The organism is Idiomarina sp. 017G (assembly GCF_004362265.1).
In the GTDB taxonomy this organism is placed as follows: domain Bacteria; phylum Pseudomonadota; class Gammaproteobacteria; order Enterobacterales; family Alteromonadaceae; genus Idiomarina; species Idiomarina loihiensis.
In genome coordinates, this window is sequence record NZ_SNWT01000005.1 from 53,784 (window position 1) to 72,502 (window position 18,719).

At 45.7% G+C, this 18,719-nt stretch carries 17 protein-coding genes and 2 tRNA genes; 11 read left to right on the top strand and 8 right to left on the bottom strand.

The window, feature by feature from the left end; all coding sequences use genetic code 11:
• The first annotated feature begins 8 nt into the window (after positions 1-8).
• Positions 9-845: an S-formylglutathione hydrolase gene (gene fghA / locus DEU30_RS08140; protein ID WP_011235009.1), complete on the top strand. Its 837-nt coding sequence runs from the start codon at positions 9-11 to the stop codon at positions 843-845.
• A gap of 64 nt (positions 846-909) precedes the next feature.
• Here the strand turns inward: fghA and DEU30_RS08145 are convergent, their stop codons facing one another.
• Positions 910-2,748 (bottom strand): methyl-accepting chemotaxis protein, encoded by a 1,839-nt coding sequence (locus DEU30_RS08145; protein ID WP_011235010.1) that lies wholly within the window; start codon positions 2,746-2,748, stop codon positions 910-912.
• Positions 2,749-2,935: 187 nt separating this feature from the next.
• Here DEU30_RS08145 and DEU30_RS08150 point away from each other — a divergent pair, with 187 nt between their 5' ends.
• The 7 genes from DEU30_RS08150 to DEU30_RS08180 all read left to right on the top strand — a co-directional run bounded on the left by DEU30_RS08150 (position 2,936) and on the right by DEU30_RS08180 (position 8,354).
• Positions 2,936-4,216 carry an acetyl-CoA hydrolase/transferase C-terminal domain-containing protein gene (locus DEU30_RS08150; RefSeq protein ID WP_011235011.1) on the top strand — a complete coding sequence of 427 codons (1,281 nt, stop codon included), beginning with the start codon at positions 2,936-2,938 and terminating at the stop codon, positions 4,214-4,216.
• Between the two features lie 87 nt (positions 4,217-4,303).
• Positions 4,304-4,993 carry an aspartate/glutamate racemase family protein gene (locus DEU30_RS08155; RefSeq protein ID WP_011235012.1) on the top strand — a complete coding sequence of 230 codons (690 nt, stop codon included), beginning with the start codon at positions 4,304-4,306 and terminating at the stop codon, positions 4,991-4,993.
• A 13-nt stretch (positions 4,994-5,006) separates the two neighbouring features.
• Positions 5,007-5,690 carry a DNA-3-methyladenine glycosylase I gene (locus DEU30_RS08160; protein WP_011235013.1) on the top strand — a complete coding sequence of 228 codons (684 nt, stop codon included), beginning with the start codon at positions 5,007-5,009 and terminating at the stop codon, positions 5,688-5,690.
• Between the two features lie 96 nt (positions 5,691-5,786).
• Positions 5,787-6,404: an outer membrane beta-barrel protein gene (locus DEU30_RS08165; RefSeq protein WP_011235014.1), complete on the top strand. Its 618-nt coding sequence runs from the start codon at positions 5,787-5,789 to the stop codon at positions 6,402-6,404.
• A gap of 157 nt (positions 6,405-6,561) precedes the next feature.
• Entirely contained in the window at positions 6,562-7,275 is a 714-nt protein-coding gene (locus tag DEU30_RS08170; RefSeq protein WP_016341372.1) for an SIMPL domain-containing protein, read from the top strand.
• A 51-nt stretch (positions 7,276-7,326) separates the two neighbouring features.
• Positions 7,327-7,932 (top strand): DUF502 domain-containing protein, encoded by a 606-nt coding sequence (locus DEU30_RS08175; RefSeq protein ID WP_011235016.1) that lies wholly within the window; start codon positions 7,327-7,329, stop codon positions 7,930-7,932.
• A gap of 44 nt (positions 7,933-7,976) precedes the next feature.
• Positions 7,977-8,354: a YchJ family metal-binding protein gene (locus tag DEU30_RS08180; protein ID WP_011235017.1), complete on the top strand. Its 378-nt coding sequence runs from the start codon at positions 7,977-7,979 to the stop codon at positions 8,352-8,354.
• Here the strand turns inward: DEU30_RS08180 and DEU30_RS13670 are convergent.
• From DEU30_RS13670 to DEU30_RS08205, 5 genes are all read right to left on the bottom strand, one after another.
• Positions 8,351-10,615 carry a GGDEF domain-containing phosphodiesterase gene (locus DEU30_RS13670; RefSeq protein ID WP_227016349.1) on the bottom strand — a complete coding sequence of 755 codons (2,265 nt, stop codon included), beginning with the start codon at positions 10,613-10,615 and terminating at the stop codon, positions 8,351-8,353. The two genes, DEU30_RS08180 and DEU30_RS13670, sit on opposite strands and share 4 nt — an antisense overlap.
• A gap of 72 nt (positions 10,616-10,687) precedes the next feature.
• Positions 10,688-11,194: a DUF2919 family protein gene (locus DEU30_RS08190; protein ID WP_081423227.1), complete on the bottom strand. Its 507-nt coding sequence runs from the start codon at positions 11,192-11,194 to the stop codon at positions 10,688-10,690.
• Positions 11,124-11,342 carry a DUF2061 domain-containing protein gene (locus tag DEU30_RS08195; protein ID WP_011235021.1) on the bottom strand — a complete coding sequence of 73 codons (219 nt, stop codon included), beginning with the start codon at positions 11,340-11,342 and terminating at the stop codon, positions 11,124-11,126. Before DEU30_RS08195 ends, DEU30_RS08190 begins: the two co-directional genes overlap by 71 nt.
• A gap of 99 nt (positions 11,343-11,441) precedes the next feature.
• Positions 11,442-13,475: an excinuclease ABC subunit UvrB gene (uvrB, locus tag DEU30_RS08200; protein WP_011235022.1), complete on the bottom strand. Its 2,034-nt coding sequence runs from the start codon at positions 13,473-13,475 to the stop codon at positions 11,442-11,444.
• The gene (locus DEU30_RS08205) at positions 13,468-14,826 is read right to left on the bottom strand and encodes an MATE family efflux transporter (RefSeq protein ID WP_011235023.1); all 1,359 of its coding nucleotides are present in this window, start codon (positions 14,824-14,826) and stop codon (positions 13,468-13,470) included. Before DEU30_RS08205 ends, uvrB begins: the two co-directional genes overlap by 8 nt.
• A gap of 133 nt (positions 14,827-14,959) precedes the next feature.
• Here DEU30_RS08205 and DEU30_RS08210 point away from each other — a divergent pair, with 133 nt between their 5' ends.
• From DEU30_RS08210 to DEU30_RS08220, 3 genes are all read left to right on the top strand, one after another.
• Positions 14,960-16,147 (top strand): pyridoxal phosphate-dependent aminotransferase, encoded by a 1,188-nt coding sequence (locus DEU30_RS08210; RefSeq protein ID WP_011235024.1) that lies wholly within the window; start codon positions 14,960-14,962, stop codon positions 16,145-16,147.
• A gap of 718 nt (positions 16,148-16,865) precedes the next feature.
• A tRNA-Asn gene (locus DEU30_RS08215) sits at positions 16,866-16,942 on the top strand.
• A gap of 22 nt (positions 16,943-16,964) precedes the next feature.
• Positions 16,965-17,041, top strand: a tRNA-Asn gene (locus DEU30_RS08220).
• A 17-nt stretch (positions 17,042-17,058) separates the two neighbouring features.
• On the opposite strand, the gene DEU30_RS08225 is transcribed toward DEU30_RS08220, so the two are convergent.
• Positions 17,059-18,090, bottom strand: coding sequence for a glycosyltransferase family protein (locus DEU30_RS08225; protein ID WP_011235025.1), 1,032 nt, complete (start codon positions 18,088-18,090; stop codon positions 17,059-17,061).
• On the bottom strand, positions 18,087-18,596 hold the full coding sequence (locus DEU30_RS08230; RefSeq protein WP_011235026.1) for a phosphatase PAP2 family protein: 510 nt from the start codon (positions 18,594-18,596) through the stop codon (positions 18,087-18,089). The genes DEU30_RS08225 and DEU30_RS08230 overlap by 4 nt, the downstream gene beginning before the upstream one ends.
• Positions 18,597-18,719: the final 123 nt, after the last annotated feature.

Sequence of the window (18,719 nt, forward strand, 5' to 3'; positions counted from 1 at the left end):
AGTCTGTAATGAAACAAGTTAGCGAAACCCGCTGTTTCGGCGGACGCCAGTTACGCTTTGAACATGACTCTGAAGTACTGAACTGCGCTATGCAGTTCAGTGTCTTTTTGCCCCTAAGAGCAGAAAAGTCCAAGGTGCCAGCGGTTTATTTTCTCTCCGGCTTAACCTGCACCGACGAAAATTTTTCCACTAAAGCCGGTGCGCAACGGGTAGCAACGGAGCTCGGTATTGCCTTAATTGTACCGGATACCAGCCCGCGTGGAGATAACGTAGCTGATGATCCAGACGGGGCTTACGACTTAGGCTTAGGCGCCGGCTTTTACGTCAACGCTACTCAGGAGCCATGGAAAAATCATTATCAGATGTATGACTACATCGTTAAGGAGCTTCCGAAGCTGGTCGAAGCGGAACTGCCAATTAACGATAAACGCGCTATTGCGGGTCATTCCATGGGTGGCCATGGTGCTTTGGTTATTGGCTTGCGTAACAGCGACCGTTACAGCAGTATCTCTGCCTTTTCGCCTATTACTAATCCAACACAGTGCCCCTGGGGTGAAAAAGCCTTTAGTGCTTATTTAGGCGATGATCGCGAACAGTGGAAGCAATACGACGCTGTTGAGATTATTAAATCGAAAGGTCAGACATTGCCAATTCGGGTAGATCAAGGCTTAGCTGATGGCTTTTTAGAAGAACAGCTAAAACCTGAAAACCTGAAAGAAGCCATTGCTGAAGTAGAGGGTGGTGGCACCGTTCACCTACACGACGGTTACGACCACAGCTACTATTTTATATCCTCGTTTATCGAAGCCCAGCTTCGCTTCCATGCGAAGTATTTAAACGCGTAACACGCCGCCGACGTAGCCTGACATTTATGTCAGGTGAGATATCTCCCCTGATGTGAACATCAGGCTACACGCGGAATTTGATAACCGCCTGGCGTAATTGCTCTGTTTGATTGCGAACCTGAGCAACGGCATCGGCATTTGACTGCGCATCATTCGCTGCTTCCACACCGGCATCCCGCACACGGGTTATATTTCTGGCGGTTTCATCCACAACCGCCGATTGTTCTTCAACTGCCGTCGCGATAGATGCCGAACGGTCGTTAATTTTTAAAAGCTCCATATGGATGCGATTAAATAACTCATCGGACTCCGATGAATGCTGAGCACTCTCCTCACCCAGTTCATTACACTCCTGCAATGTGGTGACAATAATCTGCGTCTGCTGGTTCAACTGGCTGGTAATAGACTCAATTTCACCAATAGATTTTTGCGTGCGTGAAGCCAGTGTCCGGACTTCATCAGCAACAACAGCGAAACCACGCCCCTGCTCACCAGCTCGGGCAGCCTCAATAGCCGCATTCAGTGCCAGTAAATTGGTTTGCTCTGCAATACCATTTATAACCGTCACTATTTGTGTAATTGAAGCACTGCGTTCCGCTAAGGTATTTGCTTCGCTCACACTACTGTTTAAACGCTCTGCCAGATACCGAACCTTTTCAACGCCAGCTTGTACTGAAGTACTGCCATGCTTAGCCTGATCGGACAAACTGTTCACCTGCTCGGCAGTGTCTTCTGCATCATTCGCAATAGTATGAGCAGTGCTGCCCATCTCATTGATAGCGGCTGCAACCTGATCAACTTCGTGCGATTGCATATCCAGATTCTCAGACGTATGAGTGACGGTATCCGACACCTGCTGGGTTAACCCGTTAACCGTCTCAACTGACTCATTAATTTGCTTAATAACGTTACGGAAGTATCTCAGAAGTTCATTAAAGCTATCGACTAAATCACCTAATTCATCACTACGGAACTTTTCTGATACCAGAGTTAAGTCATTGCTACTCTGGACTTTTTTCATGTCTTCGCGTAACTGAGTTAGCGGCTGATTAATGGAGCGAACAACCCAGAACAGCATGGCTACAACAATAAATGCAATTGCTGCAAAAACCACAATAGGAACCCATTTCATGGTTGCCTGACGTGACTGAAGCAACTCATTTAGATTCTCATCTAACTCAGCTAACGAACTCTCCATATTACCGGCAATAATTCTGACTTCACCTTTAATGCCGGACTCTTCATCCAGGCCAATTTCTTTCGACAAGCTGGCATAACGGCCAAAGTCACGACGATAAGCGTCAACTTTGGAAGCCAGATTCGGCGATGCCGATAGCTCGGCTTTCAACTCATCCAGTAAATTGTTAACTCGGCCGAGGTATTTGTCGTCAAAACGCAGCATAAAGTCTTTTTCGCTACGGCGTATCTGCAACAGAGTTACCAACAATTCGGTTCGGTTGGCTGTATCAATAGCTTCTTCCAGCTCATGCGTCGCCGCCCGCAGCGCGCCATAGGCCGCACTATTTTCATCCAGTCCTCGTTGCTTAAACGCAGCAACTAAACTATTAAAATTTTCTTCATATTTTGAAACCTGCTCAGCAAGACCATCAATAAGTCGCGTAGAGCCCTCATCAGCAACCAGTTGGTTAAGCTGTTCTAACCTTTCAATCGTTACACTAACTTCTTGCTGTAGTTTATCCGCGTAACTTTCATCCATTCGCAAAAGGAAATCTTTTTCGGCACGACGCACTTGTAACAAACCGTTATGTACAGATTCCCGCAATTCACTGGCGCGATGCAGCTGACTAATTTGAGACTGAAAAAACATCATCAGCATTAGTAGTATGATAAAAGCAGCCGTTGTTACCGCACCGACAGAGAGAAGTTTATTGCGAATTGACATAAGGTAAGCCCATGTTTAGAAACTGGCGAAATAATAGTCATTGAACAAATGTTCTGCAATGATCTATTTTGTTAACAACTTTAGCTAAGCGACACGCTATGTCAAAGTAAGAGGTATCACTTACTGGGTAAATACCCTTATTTCAGAACCAGTTATAATCGCACCAAGCTCAAAACAGGATGCAGTAATGAAAGTTAATTCGGCAATACAAGCGTTATCAATTCTGAACGATGGAGATGTTATTTGGTGTCAGTCGATGGCGGCCACTCCCTACAAATTATTAGAGGGTCTGAAGGAAGTTGCCAAACAGCGTGTAAACTTAACGCTATTGCAATTGCATACGGAATACAGCGAAGCTTTAGGTGACCCGGAATTAAACGGGCATCTCAGGCAACGAGCATTTTTTGTCGGAGCATCAACCCGCCAGGCCGTTAATCAGGGTCTGGCCGACTACGTTCCTATTTTCCTGTCTGAAATTCCAAAGCTGTTTCGTTCAGGCGAACAACCGCTGGACGCAGCTATTATTCAGGTATCGCCGCCAGATAAACACGGTAACTGCAGTTTAGGTATCTCGGTAGAAGCAACGCGAGCCGCCCTGCAAGTTGCAAAGAAGGTTATAGCCTGGATAAATCCGAATATGCCACGCACCCATGGCGATGCACTGGTTCAACTTAAGCGCTTCGATCGCTATTTTGAAGAAGCGGCACCGATTCCCGAGCATAAGCAACCGCAACAGAACCCTATTACTCAGAAAATTGGTGAGCAAGTTGCCGGGCTCATTAACGACGGTGACTGTTTACAGATGGGCATTGGAGCGATACCCGATGCGACTCTGGCTTGTCTGCATCATCATAAAGACTTAGGTATTCATACCGAAATGTTTTCAGATGGTGTGCTGCCTTTAGTTGAGCGTGGCGTTATTAATAACAGTCGCAAGCGTAAACACCGAGGACGCATTGTCACCACCTTTGCGATGGGATCTCAGGCATTATATGACTTTGTAGATGACAACCCGGAAGTGTTTTTCCTTGATGTTGAATACACTAACGACACGTCCGTTATTCGCCAAAATAAACAGGTTATGTCTATTAACAGCGCACTGCAGGTTGATTTAAGCGGTCAGGTTTGCGCCGACTCAATCGGTACCCGTATTTATTCCGGCGTTGGTGGGCAAATGGATTTTGTTCGCGGCGCCAGCTTATCCGAAGGTGGTCGCTCAGTGATTGCGCTACCGTCAACGGCTTGTGGCGGAAGCGTTTCCCGCATCAGTTCTCTGCTGGAACCGGGAGCCGGAGTCGTAACAACTCGCGCGCACGTTCATTACATTGTGACCGAGCATGGTATCGCGAATTTACGAGCCAAAAGCATGAGTGAACGCGCACGGGAGCTTATCCACATAGCCGACCCTAAATTCCGTGAAGAACTGGCTAAAGCGGCCTACGACGACTGGGGTCTGAACATAAGCTAGACTGTTTTCATCTAATATCGCCGTTAACTTAACGTCCAAACTGCGCTAGGCTATTTTTAAATAGCCTATTGCGGAGCGGAGGTCTTAATGAAAACAGTCGGCATTATTGGTGGCATGAGCTGGGAATCAACCAGCACTTACTACCGACGCCTGAACCAGCTAGTCAATGAACGACTTGGTGGCCTGCATAGCGCAGAGCTCCTGCTTGCCAGCGTTGACTTTGCGCCTATTGAAAAAATGCAAAGTCAGGGCGACTGGGACGCAGCCGCGCAGGCTCTTATCGGTAAAGCCAGACAACTTGAGTCCGCGGGAGCCGAATGCATTGTTATAGCGACAAATACAATGCATAAAGTGGCACCTCAGATTGAAACCGCTGTAACCATACCCTTACTGCATATTGTTGACGCGGTAGCCGCTCATCTCAAACAAAATAGTGTCCATAACGTTGGGCTGCTTGGTACCCGTTTCACCATGCAGCAACCTTTCTATAAAGAGCGCCTGGAACAAAACAATGTACAGGTTCTGGTCCCCGAGGAAGAGGACAGCATTACCGTCGACAGCATCATTTTTAAAGAACTTTGTCACGGCCAGTTCACTGAAAAAGCCAGGGAGCATTATCTTCGCGTTATTGATTCGCTAGCCGAACGGGGTGCACAAGGTGTTATTCTGGGATGCACAGAAATAGGTTTACTGGTTCAGCAGGAGCATTCGGCTTTGCCATTATTCGATACCACGGAACTGCACTGCCGGGCTATTGCCGACTGGATGTTGAAATAACAGCAGGTTAACCATGACAGACCTAACCACAGACTTTTCTCAATTTTATGAGCGCGCTTGTCAACGCAAAGGCGGCGAAAACGCTATGCTTTCACGCATGCCAAAAGTTACACCTGCAAGCGAGCTGAAACAGCTGGATGACCGGGTCATTTTATCAACCATTACCCGTTGTATTTTCCGCGCCGGTTTTGTCTGGCGCATTATTGAAGCGAAGTGGCCGGGTTTTGAAGAAGCCTTTAAAGGCTTTGTGCCTCTTTACTGGCAACAAGTGCCCCCAGAAGTCTTAGAGGCACTTTCCAAAGATGAACGTATTGTCCGCAACCAGCAAAAAATAAACACCGTGCCCGCTAACGCACGAATGATTGTGGAAGTAGCCGAAGAATACGGCAGTTTTGGTCAGTTTCTGGCTCAATGGCCATCGAGCCAACAAGCGGAGTTGTTGCATTATCTTAAAAAGAACGGTTCGCGATTAGGCGGCGTTACCCCACAGTATGTTTTGCGCGAGCTTGGCTGGGACGGTTTTATTCTTTCCAATGATGTTATCACCGCGTTGACCAACTACAAGCTGATAGACGCTTCTCCCACCAGTCAAAAAGGGTTAAAACAAGCTCAAAGTGCGTTTAACCACTGGCATCAGCAGACCCAGTTACCTTACAGTCATTTGTCGCGAATTCTGTCTTACAGCGTAGGAGAATAGACGCTCGTCAATCTCTTGTCAGGTTAAATATAAAGCAATTGAAGCACTTAGCTATTAAAGGTATATTGCCCGCTTTTCTCAACCAAGGAGAGACTTATGAGAAAAGCTGTTATCGCATTGGCAATGCTGACCTTACCTGGCGCAGTTCTAGCTGAGACCCCTAACTGGAATAAAGTTGATGCGTCCTATCTTGATACCGATGTTGGCGTTGACGGAGCTGGCGATCTTTCTTTCGACGGATTCAGAGTCGGCGGTTCGGCCGCTATTAATCCGGACCTCGTCGTTTTAGATAACCTTTTCGTATTTGCAGATTTCGACTCTGTCTCCAATGACGACTCAGGTTTCGATTTAGATATCGACTTTCTGTCAGCAGGTATCGGTTCATATAAGCACTTAACTAACACCACTGATTTATACTCGACAGTATCGTTTGAACGAGCAAAATTTTCAGGTTCTGGCCAGGGACTGTCGACATCGGCATCCGAGAATGCCTGGGGTGTTGGAGTCGGACTTCGCTCTATGATAGCTCCAAAAGTTGAGGTCGATGCTAAGGTGGACTATATCGCGTTTGACGAAGATACTTTTCGCTTTAGTGTATCTGCTTTCTATCACGCGACAGCAAACCTGTCGTTTGGTCTTGGCTATGAGACATACGGTGAAGTCCAGTACCTCGATGTTGATAGCCTAAGTGCTACCGTACGCTATTCATTTTAATAAACTTAACTATGCTTTCCCCCCTGCTGCTAACCCGCAGCAGGGCCAAATTAAACTCTGGATAAATTCCCTTCTATCGCCTATAAATAGTTGAGTGTACGCACACATTAACTCCCGTTGCCATAAGCCACTCTTTCTAAAAACTATGGGGATTTTGATGAACTCAACTAAGAATACTCTGATAATAAGCATTTCTCTTATCATCAGCTTCGCGATCGTTAGCATTATCGGTTCAAATGCAGTGCTTGAGCACAAGTCTATGGAGCGCAGTGTGACCGTAAAAGGGTTATCCGAACGAGAATATCTTGCCGACACAGTTATCTGGCCTATTCAATTTACCGCGGCAAGCAACGATTTATCAGAAATTTATGAAACTATGGAAGCCTCCAATAAAAAGGTCATCGCCTTCTTACGGGAGAAAGGCATTGAGACGGACGAAATATCCTCATCTGCCCCTTCCATTACAGACAAATCTGCACAGCGTTACGGCTCTTCTCAACCCGCAGAATTTCGTTATACCGCCACACAAGCTATTACTGTCTATTCCAGTAACGTAGAGCAGGTTCGCAGTGTCATGGGAGACCTTGCCGAGCTGGGTAAAGAGGGGATTGTTCTCAGCAGCGACGATTATCAGGCGCAACCTGAATACTTATTTACCCGGTTGAATGAGGTAAAGCCCGAAATGATAGAAGAGGCCACTAAGAAAGCCCGGGAAGTAGCAGAAAAATTTGCGACAGACTCGAACTCTCAGTTGGGTAAAATCAAACAGGCACGTCAGGGGCAGTTTAGTATCAGTGCTCGCGACCGACACAATCCTCATCTGAAAAATGTGCGGGTTGTATCCACCATAGAATATTACTTGTCCGATTGATTTATTCGTTTCACAATGCGGCTAACTCTTTGCCAAAAGGCTTATTAAATAATGAAAAGAACGCTGCAGTATTTGTTTAAAGGGTTAGCCATTTTACTGCCCATTGTTGTGACCTTTGCGTTACTGCAATGGCTGCTAGTTACCATCGAAAATTGGCTTAAGCCTATATGGATAACCTTACTGGGTGAGTCTTCCTATTTTCCGGGGCTCGCCTTTATTAGCTTTTTAGCTATTGCTTTGCTTATTGGTTTTAGCTCCCGCTGGAATTTCATTGATTCTCTCTGGCAGCTTCCCGGAAAACTTATCAACCGGCTGCCACTGCTGCGCAGTCTTTACGGTACCATTAACGATGTCTTTGAAATGATGTCGGGCAAAAACTTCGCTGAAGAATCTGTTGTATTAGTCACACTTCCCGGCAGCAAACTGCGGCTTATTGGTATTGTCACCAAGAAAAGCGGAATTAAGGGTGACCGCCTGTCGGAATTGATGAAAGATGACCAGGTGGCGGTATTTTTGCCCATGAGTTATAACGTCGGCGGCTATATGGTCATTGTGCCGGCGGATTGTATCGAGTCACTGACTATGAAACCTGCCGATGCCCTGCAGCTGACAATAAGTGGGGGCCTGGGCAAAAATCACTCCGGCAAAACAGATTAAAAACTGCAGTTGAAATCAGCGCGCGTGCTGGTAAAGTTCGCGCTATGAAACTATCTGAACCCTGCCCTTGCGGCCTCGATAAAACCTATCAACATTGTTGCTATCCATATCATAATGGAGAATCACTTGCGTCATCGCCTGAAGCCTTAATGCGTTCACGCTACAGTGCCTTTGTCGGACGCTTAGCAGGCTACTTAGAAGCAACATGGCATAGCAGCTACCGCCCCGCCTTTCTCGATTTAAGCGACTCACCAAACTGGCTTAAATTGCAGGTTATTTCTTCCAGCGTAGATCAGAATAAAGGGCAGGTGCATTTCCGCGCATTTTATCGCGACGGAGATGATATTGCTTTTATGGAAGAAAAATCTGATTTTATTTTCGAAGACGGCAAATGGTATTACTTAACCGGCCAGACAACTTAAGACAGCTGCTGACCGGTTTTATCTAAAAATACCAGACCGTGGGTTTTAACATGCTTCTCATAACGAGTTACTGTTAACGGCTTAGAAAAGTAAAAACCCTGAAACTCTGAAAAGCCAATTTCGGTTAATCTTGTTAACTGAGACTTTTCTTCTACACCTTCAACGACACATTTAATTTTCAATTCAGAGCAAATATTAAAAATGCCCTTAACTAAGCTGTATTGTCGCCCGGATGTTTTTATGCCACGAAGCAGCGCTCTGTCCAGTTTTAACTTATCAATCGGGTAATAAGCCAAGCGGGTAACACTGGAATAGCCGACTCCAAAGTCATCAACCGATACCTTAAAGCCCCAGGACTTCAATTCATTCATAAGCTCTAATGAGTTGACCCTGTCCGACTCCAGACAGGTTTCTGTTAACTCCAGCTCTATCTGTGAAGGTTTAACCGAAAAATCGGCCAGATATTTGACCAGCTTCGAAATAAAATCGGGCTGAGAAAAGTCAAGCAGTGAAATGTTGATGGCTACGGGTAACAGCGGAAAATCATTTTTCTTCCACAGCGATATTTGAGCACAGACTTTCTGAACAATTAAGTCGGTTAAACGACTTATCATTCGGTACTCTTCTGCAATTGGAATAAAAATAGCCGGAGAAATGGAACCCAGTACAGGGCTGTCCCAGCGGGCAAGTGCTTCAAGCCCGACACAAGTGCCATCGGCAGTCACTTTCGGTTGAAAACAAACATCCAACTCGTCGTTCTGTATGGCTTCATCCAAAAGAATTGAGATTTCATGGCGTTCCATAAACTCTTCCGAGTTTTCAGTATCATAAAGATGATAAAACTGGTTCACAGAAGCAAACTTCTTTGCTTCCAACGCACGGGAAACAACAACGTCGGCGGTTTCACCATGCTTAGGAAACCTGGCCACACCGAACTGAAAAGACTGCTGACATTTAATACCCTGAAAGGTGTATTCTTTATCGAGAGAGTTTTTAATATCCAGTAAAACGTCTTTTAATTCGTTCTCTACCGTCTTTGGCAAAATAAACACCAGCTTATTTAACGCAATAGTCGCAGTTAAGCGCGGATGCTGCCGGTGCTTCTTCAACCGGCTGTATGAAGACGCTAAAAGTCTTCTGATAACACTTTCACCATACTTTAACCTGAGGTAGTCCTCGCTTTCACTTTGTGCAACAACCACAAAGAATTCACGATCTGACTTAGAAATTAATTTATTGCATTGCAACTCAAACCAGTCGCTGTTCGGCAAGTTTGTCTGAGTATCCAGGTAACGCAAACGGCGGTTTTCCTGCTCTAAGAACGTCAGGTTACTCTCCAGCGTTTTCTCTTGTGTGCAATCGACAAATTCATAAACATAAGAGCTGGCTTCCGGAACTTCTAATCTGACAACTTGTTGGTATGTATGCTCATGACGGATAATCTTGCCACCCGTGGGTAATTTGGCATGATTAATATCGGGAAACCAGTTAGAAATAGACTGACAACCACTTCTCGTCGACTCATCTAAACCAAAAATATCACCGGCCTGTTTATTAAAATCTGTAATTAACCCGTCTTCATTAACAATAACTTTGGGTCTTCTCGACTCGGCAAAAAACACCCGGTAAAGCGAGTTCTTACCTTTTAAGTAATCGTTAGACTTTTGAGTTTCCTGATTCAGACGTTTTGCAGCGACTATTGTACGAGCCACTGCGAGAGGAATACAGATGTTAAAAAACAGAAAAATAAGTCCCAAAATATATAGAGACGCATCAGGTAACTGTTCGTTAATTCCTGTCAATTCTGATAAGTCGATATCGTTAAGAATAATATAAAACGGCACAATATTAAGAATGCCGTAGAATAATGCAGCACGTCCACCTAAAAGCATCAACGCTATAAGTGGTGAAGCATACATAAACATTGAGCTAACTTGTGCAAGGCTCAAGTCGACTAATAAAAGATTACAGGACAAACTCGCGGCAATAATCATGACATGCAGAGAATGAGCACAAAAATGATAGTATCGAGTACTTAACCAAAATAGGGTCAGCATCACTCCCAAAAATGTGGAGGTAACGCCTATAGTGAAAATTAAATGCAACTCTAATAAAGGGACAAGCGTATCAATAAAAACAGCTAATGAAAGGAAAGCTCCCGAGAAAAGAATAATTCTTAGTGCGCTGACTCGCCAATTGGGAACACCATTTTCTGACGTTCCTTCGTCTTTAAGCAGAAAAAAGTTATTTAAGAAGTTCATGCTGGCCCGAATCAGTTCTCAGACAGCCATTAAAGAACGTTAAACCTTAAAAATCAACTACCTTTACTCAAGTTACTCTATATTAATCAGGTGCTGTCGATAAAAACGCCAGTGTCTGGAGTTTATTAAATACCAGCCACAAACAAACCAACCAAAAACAATTGCGGCGCGACCAAATGAAAAAGCACCATGTTGTTCAATGAATAGCCAGAAAATAAGTACGGCATCAAAAATTAAAGAGAGTAATAACAGAGGTTGAGCAAAACGCATTAATCTATTTGCCCAGTTAGCTTTGTCTTCACCGACAAAGGTGGTTGCCAGCAAAACAATTAAAGCAGGCAGACCAATCAGTAACATCAGCCCGAACTGCTCTGAACTGGTGTAGAAAAGCTTCAGTAATCGAGTTCGGTCTTCAGAAAAAGTCAGAGATATAATGGCGGCGACATAGCCACGCATTTCAAATAAAAGCACCAGCAGGAGCGAGAGCGGTATACTCGCCCGGCCCTCTTTATCCAGGTATCGTGCTCTCTCTACCAATCGCTGCCCGGCGCTTGTCGCCTCGCTGCCAGATTTTTTCATGGAAATAATAACCTACTGTATTCACTAAAGGTTCAATCAGAGCAATAGCACCACCAAGCACGACATCGCCTGTCATTAACCAGACTACGCCAAAGGCGATGGTAAAATGCATGATACCAAATGATACTGTCTTTACTGCGTCTTTCATAACAATCTCCCGCGTCGACTTTTATTGATTGTTGCCGATTAAGATTGTTACAGCCAATTGATAAAAGCGATAACCCTGTTCGCTGCAGGGTATTTATCTTTAAACCGCTCGTTTAAGTTGTTCGCGCAGTTCAGCGACTTCATCGCGCAGTTTACCTGCTTGTTCAAACTCAAGGTTCTGCGCCGCTTTGTACATCTCTTTCTCTTTAGCGTCGATTTCTTTCATCACCGCTTTCGCGTCTTTAACCACTACCGTGCGGGCATCATACCCGGAGGCCACTTCTGCCAGCGCTTTTTCAGCTTTACTCTTACGAGCTTTAGCTGACCCCTGCCCCAAGTCCATCACGTCGGTAATGTCTTTATTCAGTCCCTGCGGGGTAATACCGTGCTCTTTGTTGTAAGCAATTTGCTTCTCGCGGCGACGGTCTGTTTCATCCATAGCGCGTTGCATAGAGCCGGTAATACGGTCGGCGTATAAAATGGCGCGGCCGTTAACGTTACGTGCCGCACGACCAATCGTCTGAATTAACGAACGATCGGAGCGCAGAAAGCCTTCTTTATCCGCATCTAATATCGCGACCAGCGACACTTCCGGCATATCCAGACCTTCCCGCAGCAAGTTAATACCGACCAGCACATCAAACTTACCCAGACGCAAATCGCGGATAATCTCCATACGTTCAACGGTATCAATGTCTGAATGCAGATAACGCACCTTTATGCCGTGTTCATCCAGATAGTCGGCTAAATCTTCCGACATCTTTTTGGTCAAAGTTGTCGCCAGCACCCGCTCGCCGACCTCTGTCCGCAAGCGTATTTCAGACATTAAATCATCCACCTGGGTGGCAACCGGACGCACTTCTATCTGCGGATCAATCAATCCTGTCGGCCTGACAACCTGCTCAACCACTTCATTACCACTGCGCTCTAATTCATACTTGCCCGGTGTCGCTGACACATACAGGGTTTGTGGCGCTATAGCCTCAAACTCATCAAATTTAAGCGGCCGGTTATCCAGTGCTGACGGTAAACGGAAACCGTATTCCACCAGATTTTCTTTACGCGAGCGGTCGCCTTTATACATAGCGCCAATCTGCGACACAGTAACGTGTGACTCATCAATGATAAGCAGTGCGTTATCCGGTAAGTAGTCCATTAAGGTTGGTGGCGGCTCGCCCGGCGCACGACCGGATAAATAGCGTGAGTAGTTTTCAATGCCCGAGCAATAGCCAAGCTCCAGCATCATTTCAATATCAAACTGCGTACGCTGATTAATCCGCTGCTCTTCTATGAGTTTATTTTGCTTAAGCAGAATATCGCGACGATCTTTCAGTTCATCTTTTATCTTTTCAATGGCTTTAACCAGCACTTCCCGCGGTGTTACATAATGCGTTTTCGGATAAATAGTGGCGCGCGCAACGTCTTTTTCCGTAATCTGTCCGGTTAAAGGTTCAAAAAAGCTAATCCGATCAACTTCGCTGTCAAACAGCTCCAGACGCACCGCTATTTCTTCCGACTCCGCCGGAAAGATATCTATCACATCGCCACGAACCCGGTAAGTACCGCGCTCGAAGGCTGCGTCGTTTCGCTTATACTGCAACTGAGCCAAACGCCGCAGAACGTCGCGCTGATCGATAATGTCGCCACGACGCAAATGCAACATCATTTTCATGTAAGACTCGGGATCACCCAGACCGTAGATGGCTGATACCGACGCAACCAGAACCACATCACGGCGTTCCATCAGAGCTTTGGTAGCTGACAAGCGCATTTGCTCTATGTGGTCGTTAATTGAGGCGTCTTTCTCAATGAAAGTATCGGTTGTCGGCACATAAGCTTCAGGCTGATAGTAGTCATAGTAAGAGACAAAGTATTCCACCGCGTTATTGGGGAAATACTCTTTCATCTCACCATAAAGCTGCGCTGCCAGGGTTTTATTGTGTGCCAGTATCAAGGTAGGACGCTGCGAACGTTCAATGACATTCGCCATAGTAAAGGTTTTACCTGAACCAGTTACCCCCAACAGCACCTGATGCGCCAGACCGGCGTCCAGATTATCGAGCAGCGACTCAATGGCTTTGGGCTGGTCACCCGCCGGCTTGTATTTAGAAACCAGTTCAAATTTCTTAGCCACGTTCTCTCCTCAACTCGCGTGAAAACCACCAATACGCAATAACAGCAGTAAACAGATTAGCGACCACCCCGCCAATGAATAAACCGGTTAAGTCAGCGAGTACACTCCCCAAATAAGAGAGCGGTACGAATAAAACAAATAACCGAATGATACTTAACCACAACGCGTTCATTGGCCGGTGCACAGCATTAAAGCTGGAATTGGTCAGTATAATAATGCCCTGCAACCCGTAACCCAACGGCATAATATAAATAAAGAGCTTAACAATGTCGGCAACCGCCTGCTCTTCGGCAAATACCTGAGCTATCCAGTGTGCGGTTACCAGCATCAGTAAATAAATGATCGCCTGAATGGCCAGCACGGCTTTTAACGCGGTTCGATAGGCTTCTTTCACCCGATCAATACGATCCGCGCCGTAGTTCTGGCTAATTAATGGCGGCAACGACATAGACAACGCCAGTATAATGACGCTGGCCAGTGACTCCAGTCGGGACCCGACACCGAACGCTGCCACGGCTGGAGCTCCATAAGATGCGACAATAGCAGTCATCACTGACATAGCTAATGGCGTCAGCATATTGGCGCTGGCTGCCGGCATACCTATTTTTAAAATACCGCGGGCTGACTTAACCCATGCCTGAAAAAAAGGTCGTCCGGCCGGCGGTTTAGAAGAAACCAGCTTGTTTCTGCGCAGCAACCAAAACACTAAAAAGACACCACTAAACCAGGAAATAACACTAGCAAGAGCAGCACCTTCAATGCCCATGGCAGGAATAGGCCCTAGCCCAAAAATTAAAATTGGATCGAAAATGGCGTTCGCCAACCCACCGGAAGCCATAATAAGCGATGGTGTTCGTGTGTCACCGGCGGCTCGCAGAACCGCATTCCCAACCATAGGCGTAACCAACATCACGCAGCCCAGATACCAGAGCGTCATATACTCCCGTATCAATGGCATTAGCCGTTCCTGTGCCTGCAATAAACTGAAAACCGGATCCATCAGCAGGTAGCCAATAAGCGCCAATGCAGCAACTAGTATGGCGGATACTGAAAGCGCAGAAAAACCGTCAAAATGAGCCTCTTCCGGCCTGTCGGAGCCGTATTTACGGGCAATGACGGCAGAAGTGCCTATGCCTAAACCTATGGCCAGGCTTATAACGGTGAAAGTAACGGGAAAGGTAAAGCTGACAGCCGCAAGAGGGTCTGTTCCGAGCATACTGATAAAGAAGGTATCGACAACATTGAAGCTAATGAGAGTAGCCACACCGAAAATAACCGGCCAGGTCATTTCCCAGAGTTTTTGTCCTACCGGCGCGCTGATAAGACTTCTTGATGCGTCGGCAGCTGCCATTCAATCCCTCCTCAGTTCGATAGCCGAATAGTGTACATGAGACTGTGCTTTGTGGCTACGGAGAATAGACTTTAGCCACTGCGATCCGTATAGTAATGGGCATTTCAACCCTTGCGAAAAACAGGATCTGAACGTGGATTATCAACTCTCTGATCGTATCAATGCGATTCAACCATCGCCGACTCTGGCGGTTACTCAAAAAGCCAATGAATTACGCCAACAAGGCAAAGATGTTATTGGTCTGGGCGTCGGCGAGCCAGATTTTGATACACCAGATTTTATCAAAGAAGCGGCTATTCAGGCGATTCGCGATGGTAAAACAAAATATACTGCAGTTGATGGCATCGACGAGCTAAAAGATGCAGTCATTAAAAAGCTGCAGCGCGACAATAACCTGAGCTACGAGCGCAAAGAAATTATTGTCTCTGCCGGCGGCAAACACAGTATTTTTAATTTGCTCAGTGCCTGGTTAAACCCGGGTGATGAAGTCATTATCCCCGCACCTTATTGGGTTTCTTATCCGGATATGACCAAACTAGTTGGCGCAGAGCCCGTTATTGTTAAAGCCGGTATTGATCAGCGTTTTAAGATCACACCAGAACAACTGCGCGAAGCCTTGACCGATAAAACCCGGTTAATGTTCATTAATAGCCCGTCTAACCCGGCGGGAACGGCATACACAGCAGACGAACTAAAAGCTTTGGCTGAAGTATTGCGTGACTATCCAAAGGTACTTATCGCCACTGATGATATGTATGAACATATCCTCTGGAGTGATTCGGCTTTTGCTAACTTCCCTATGGTGGCTCCGGATCTTAAAGATCGCACCGTTATCCTGACCGGAGTATCCAAAGCTTATGCAATGACAGGCTGGCGTATCGGTTATGCTGCCGGACCTAAACCTATTATTGCAGCCATGAAAAAAATGCAGTCACAAAGTACTTCAAATCCAACCAGCATCAGTCAGTATGCAGCGGCGGCGGCATTAAATGGTGACCAGAGCTGCATTGACACAATGGTAAGTGCATTTAAAGAGCGTCACGACTACCTGGTAGATGCCTTAAATAGTATCGACGGCGTTAACTGTGTGCCCGGTGACGGTACCTTCTACGCGTTCGCACAGGTTGACGAACTAATGGCTAAAGCTAAGGTCAGCAGTGACGTTGAACTTTGCGAAAAACTACTTACCGAAGCAAACGTGGCCCTAGTGCCGGGCTCAGCTTTCGGTACCGATGGTTATTGCCGCCTGTCCTTTGCGACCAGCATGGATGTATTAAAAGAAGCGGTTAAGAGAATTAAAGACTTCTCAGAAAGTTTATAAAATAAAGGTTTTGGCGCCATTTTCCTGAATGAGCGCCAAAACCCTATTAATTGAACAGTCATTCCAGCTCAAATCACGCCAATATTGCCCTTTTCTATTTTGATAGTTTTATTACAAATTACTAAAAGTTGACCTCAGATAAAGTCAATCAGATCCCGATCAATTTAAGCAATGTCAAGCCCGATCAACTTATTTTTAGAAAGATTTTTTGGCGCGTTTTTTAGTCAAATTCACTAAGAAATACACAAGTTGCTGATTCTTCAGGCATTGGTTGGTGACGTAATCACCAACATGAGTGTTTATTCATCAAAATAACATAACCCATTGTATTTTATAGAAATTAAATCACTGCGTTATTTTTTAACCAGACCTAAAAATGCCTTCAAACCCGCATGAGTCTTACGACTTAACAGAGTTAAACACAAGGTTATCCACAGATTCCGTGGATAAGATCATGTAGCCGTTATCTACTGCGACATTCAGATATCTGTGGATAATGAGATCAGCGATAAACATAGCACTTATGTTATAGATGAATATTTTACAGTTACTTGACATTGTCATCGACAGCGATTGGCGTATGTTTTAGCGCTAATATGATTAAAAAAGCTATTTTGTCGACTTTTTCGACAACCGAACCGTTTTCCTTTAAAAACCTTCGCAGAATAGTTGACACCCCTGCGTATGAGCTTTAATATTCGCAGCCGTTGAATGTTGTTCCCCAGTAGCTCAGTTGGTTAGAGCGGTGGACTGTTAATCCATGTGTCGTTGGTTCGAATCCAACCTGGGGAGCCAAGCAACATCCAACCTGTTCAATTCCCCAGTAGCTCAGTTGGTTAGAGCGGTGGACTGTTAATCCATGTGTCGTTGGTTCGAATCCAACCTGGGGAGCCACATTTAGAGAGAACCGCCTATACGGCGGTTTTTTCGTTTCTGGACCACAGCCCTGCACTCAGTTCAGTAACCGGCTGCTCAGCGCCTTTAGATATCCACTGAGCTAATTCATCTGCAACACTAGGCCAATATAACCGTTGCGGATTACGTTGGGTTAACCAGCTATCAATTGACACACTGTCGATTCGCTTAAGGACATGCGCCAACCCCTGCTCCTGCAGTATCTGCGCATTCCATTTTTGCTCAAACTGACCGGTCAAAGGTTTTACTGCAAGCGCTTTGCCCTGACTCAGAGCCTCGCAACTGGTTTCAAACCCCGCATTAGACAAAATAGCCGACGCCTTATTGAAGTGAGCGGCAAACTCCGCTCTCGAGGGAGGGTAACACTCAATATGACCTAAAGATTCGCGCTTTGCCAAAGGATGAAAAAAAGAAAACTCGTAATTATCTAAAGGCTGCAATTGTTCAATCACATGCCGTGGGTCTTCAAAGGGTAAATACACAACCACACGTTGCATTAAGCCACCACAGTTATTTTCTTCATGCCTGACCACAGGGGGAATCGCATTACCGGTTGAAAGCCAGTGCATACCGACAGGCTCTGAACAGGGCGCAAATGAAGATATCAGCTTTTTCTGCCACCAGGACAAACGCCGGAACAATTCAGGCTCTTGAAACGCATACTGACGACCCAAGCCAATACAGCGTACTCCGGCTTTCTTAGCCGCCCAGGCGGTTACGGGTTCATAATCTGTGATCACTAAATCGTAATTTTTTACCGGTAACTTTTTTACATCCTGCCAAAACTGACTCCAGTCGTTGTTCAGCAACGTCTTACGTCTTCGTAACCGCCCTTTTTCAGTGACAAAAGACAAACCCTGCTGCCACTGATAATCGCCGAAAACGTCCATATCGAATAAGCCGGCAACATCACGCCCCGATATCAGGTAATCAATATCAACATTATATTTTGCAAGAGACTTTGCCATGGTGTGACAGCGACTCAGGTGACCATTACCCGTGCCCTGTATACCATAAAGAATTTTCATATAACGAACTCCGATACGACAATAGCCAGCGAAGCGCCGGCAACAATATCGCTGGGGTAATGGACACCAACCACAACTCGGGAGGCACCAATGGCGGCAGCCCAGCCAAAACAGACTAAGCCAAGATTTGGGTAGTACTGATAGGTTACTGTAGAAAACAGAACCGCAGCTGCGGTATGGCCAGAGGGAAAACTGAATTTATCACTGGCGACAACCAAAGCGGCAAAGGATAAATTTAACTCACTGGGTCGCTGGCGCCGAAAACTGTTTTTCATTATCCAGTAAACCGGTAGCTCAAAAGCAAAGGCAAGTAACAGGTGGGCAAAATAGTCGTCGCCGGATTCGTCCAGAAGCCAGGCCATTAATGCAATAACCAGGTAACCGTAACCGTCACCACTGCGCGACGTCAGCAGTGCAATCTGTCCGGGCAAATCCTTAGCCCGCAAACCAGAAAATAAACAATAGCAATAGCGATCAAAACGTTGTAAATAACTGATTAGTACCATGTGGTTTAAAACCCATTTTGGCTTCAGTTGTAGCTACCTTGCCTAGCCTTTATGACACTAAATGAGCAGTTTCGTGAAGAAAGTATGACAATGCACAAATTTTCTCCAAAACACATGCCCTCT

What these genes read in the sequence shown, in the direction of transcription:
- DEU30_RS08180 (WP_011235017.1), top strand. Translation starts at nt 7,977, where the DNA reads ATGAAACTATCTGAACCCTGCCCTTGCGGCCTCGATAAAACCTATCAA.
- DEU30_RS08225 (WP_011235025.1), bottom strand. Translation starts at nt 18,090, where the DNA reads ATGAAAATTCTTTATGGTATACAGGGCACGGGTAATGGTCACCTGAGT.
- DEU30_RS08165 (WP_011235014.1), top strand. Translation starts at nt 5,787, where the DNA reads ATGAGAAAAGCTGTTATCGCATTGGCAATGCTGACCTTACCTGGCGCA.
- DEU30_RS08195 (WP_011235021.1), bottom strand. Translation starts at nt 11,342, where the DNA reads ATGAAAGACGCAGTAAAGACAGTATCATTTGGTATCATGCATTTTACC.
- DEU30_RS08160 (WP_011235013.1), top strand. Translation starts at nt 5,007, where the DNA reads ATGACAGACCTAACCACAGACTTTTCTCAATTTTATGAGCGCGCTTGT.
- DEU30_RS08150 (WP_011235011.1), top strand. Translation starts at nt 2,936, where the DNA reads ATGAAAGTTAATTCGGCAATACAAGCGTTATCAATTCTGAACGATGGA.
- fghA (WP_011235009.1), top strand. Translation starts at nt 9, where the DNA reads ATGAAACAAGTTAGCGAAACCCGCTGTTTCGGCGGACGCCAGTTACGC.
- DEU30_RS08170 (WP_016341372.1), top strand. Translation starts at nt 6,562, where the DNA reads ATGAACTCAACTAAGAATACTCTGATAATAAGCATTTCTCTTATCATC.
- DEU30_RS08190 (WP_081423227.1), bottom strand. Translation starts at nt 11,194, where the DNA reads ATGAAAAAATCTGGCAGCGAGGCGACAAGCGCCGGGCAGCGATTGGTA.
- DEU30_RS08155 (WP_011235012.1), top strand. Translation starts at nt 4,304, where the DNA reads ATGAAAACAGTCGGCATTATTGGTGGCATGAGCTGGGAATCAACCAGC.
- DEU30_RS08175 (WP_011235016.1), top strand. Translation starts at nt 7,327, where the DNA reads ATGAAAAGAACGCTGCAGTATTTGTTTAAAGGGTTAGCCATTTTACTG.
- DEU30_RS08230 (WP_011235026.1), bottom strand. Translation starts at nt 18,596, where the DNA reads ATGGTACTAATCAGTTATTTACAACGTTTTGATCGCTATTGCTATTGT.
- DEU30_RS08145 (WP_011235010.1), bottom strand. Translation starts at nt 2,748, where the DNA reads ATGTCAATTCGCAATAAACTTCTCTCTGTCGGTGCGGTAACAACGGCT.
- DEU30_RS13670 (WP_227016349.1), bottom strand. Translation starts at nt 10,615, where the DNA reads ATGAACTTCTTAAATAACTTTTTTCTGCTTAAAGACGAAGGAACGTCA.
- DEU30_RS08205 (WP_011235023.1), bottom strand. Translation starts at nt 14,826, where the DNA reads ATGGCAGCTGCCGACGCATCAAGAAGTCTTATCAGCGCGCCGGTAGGA.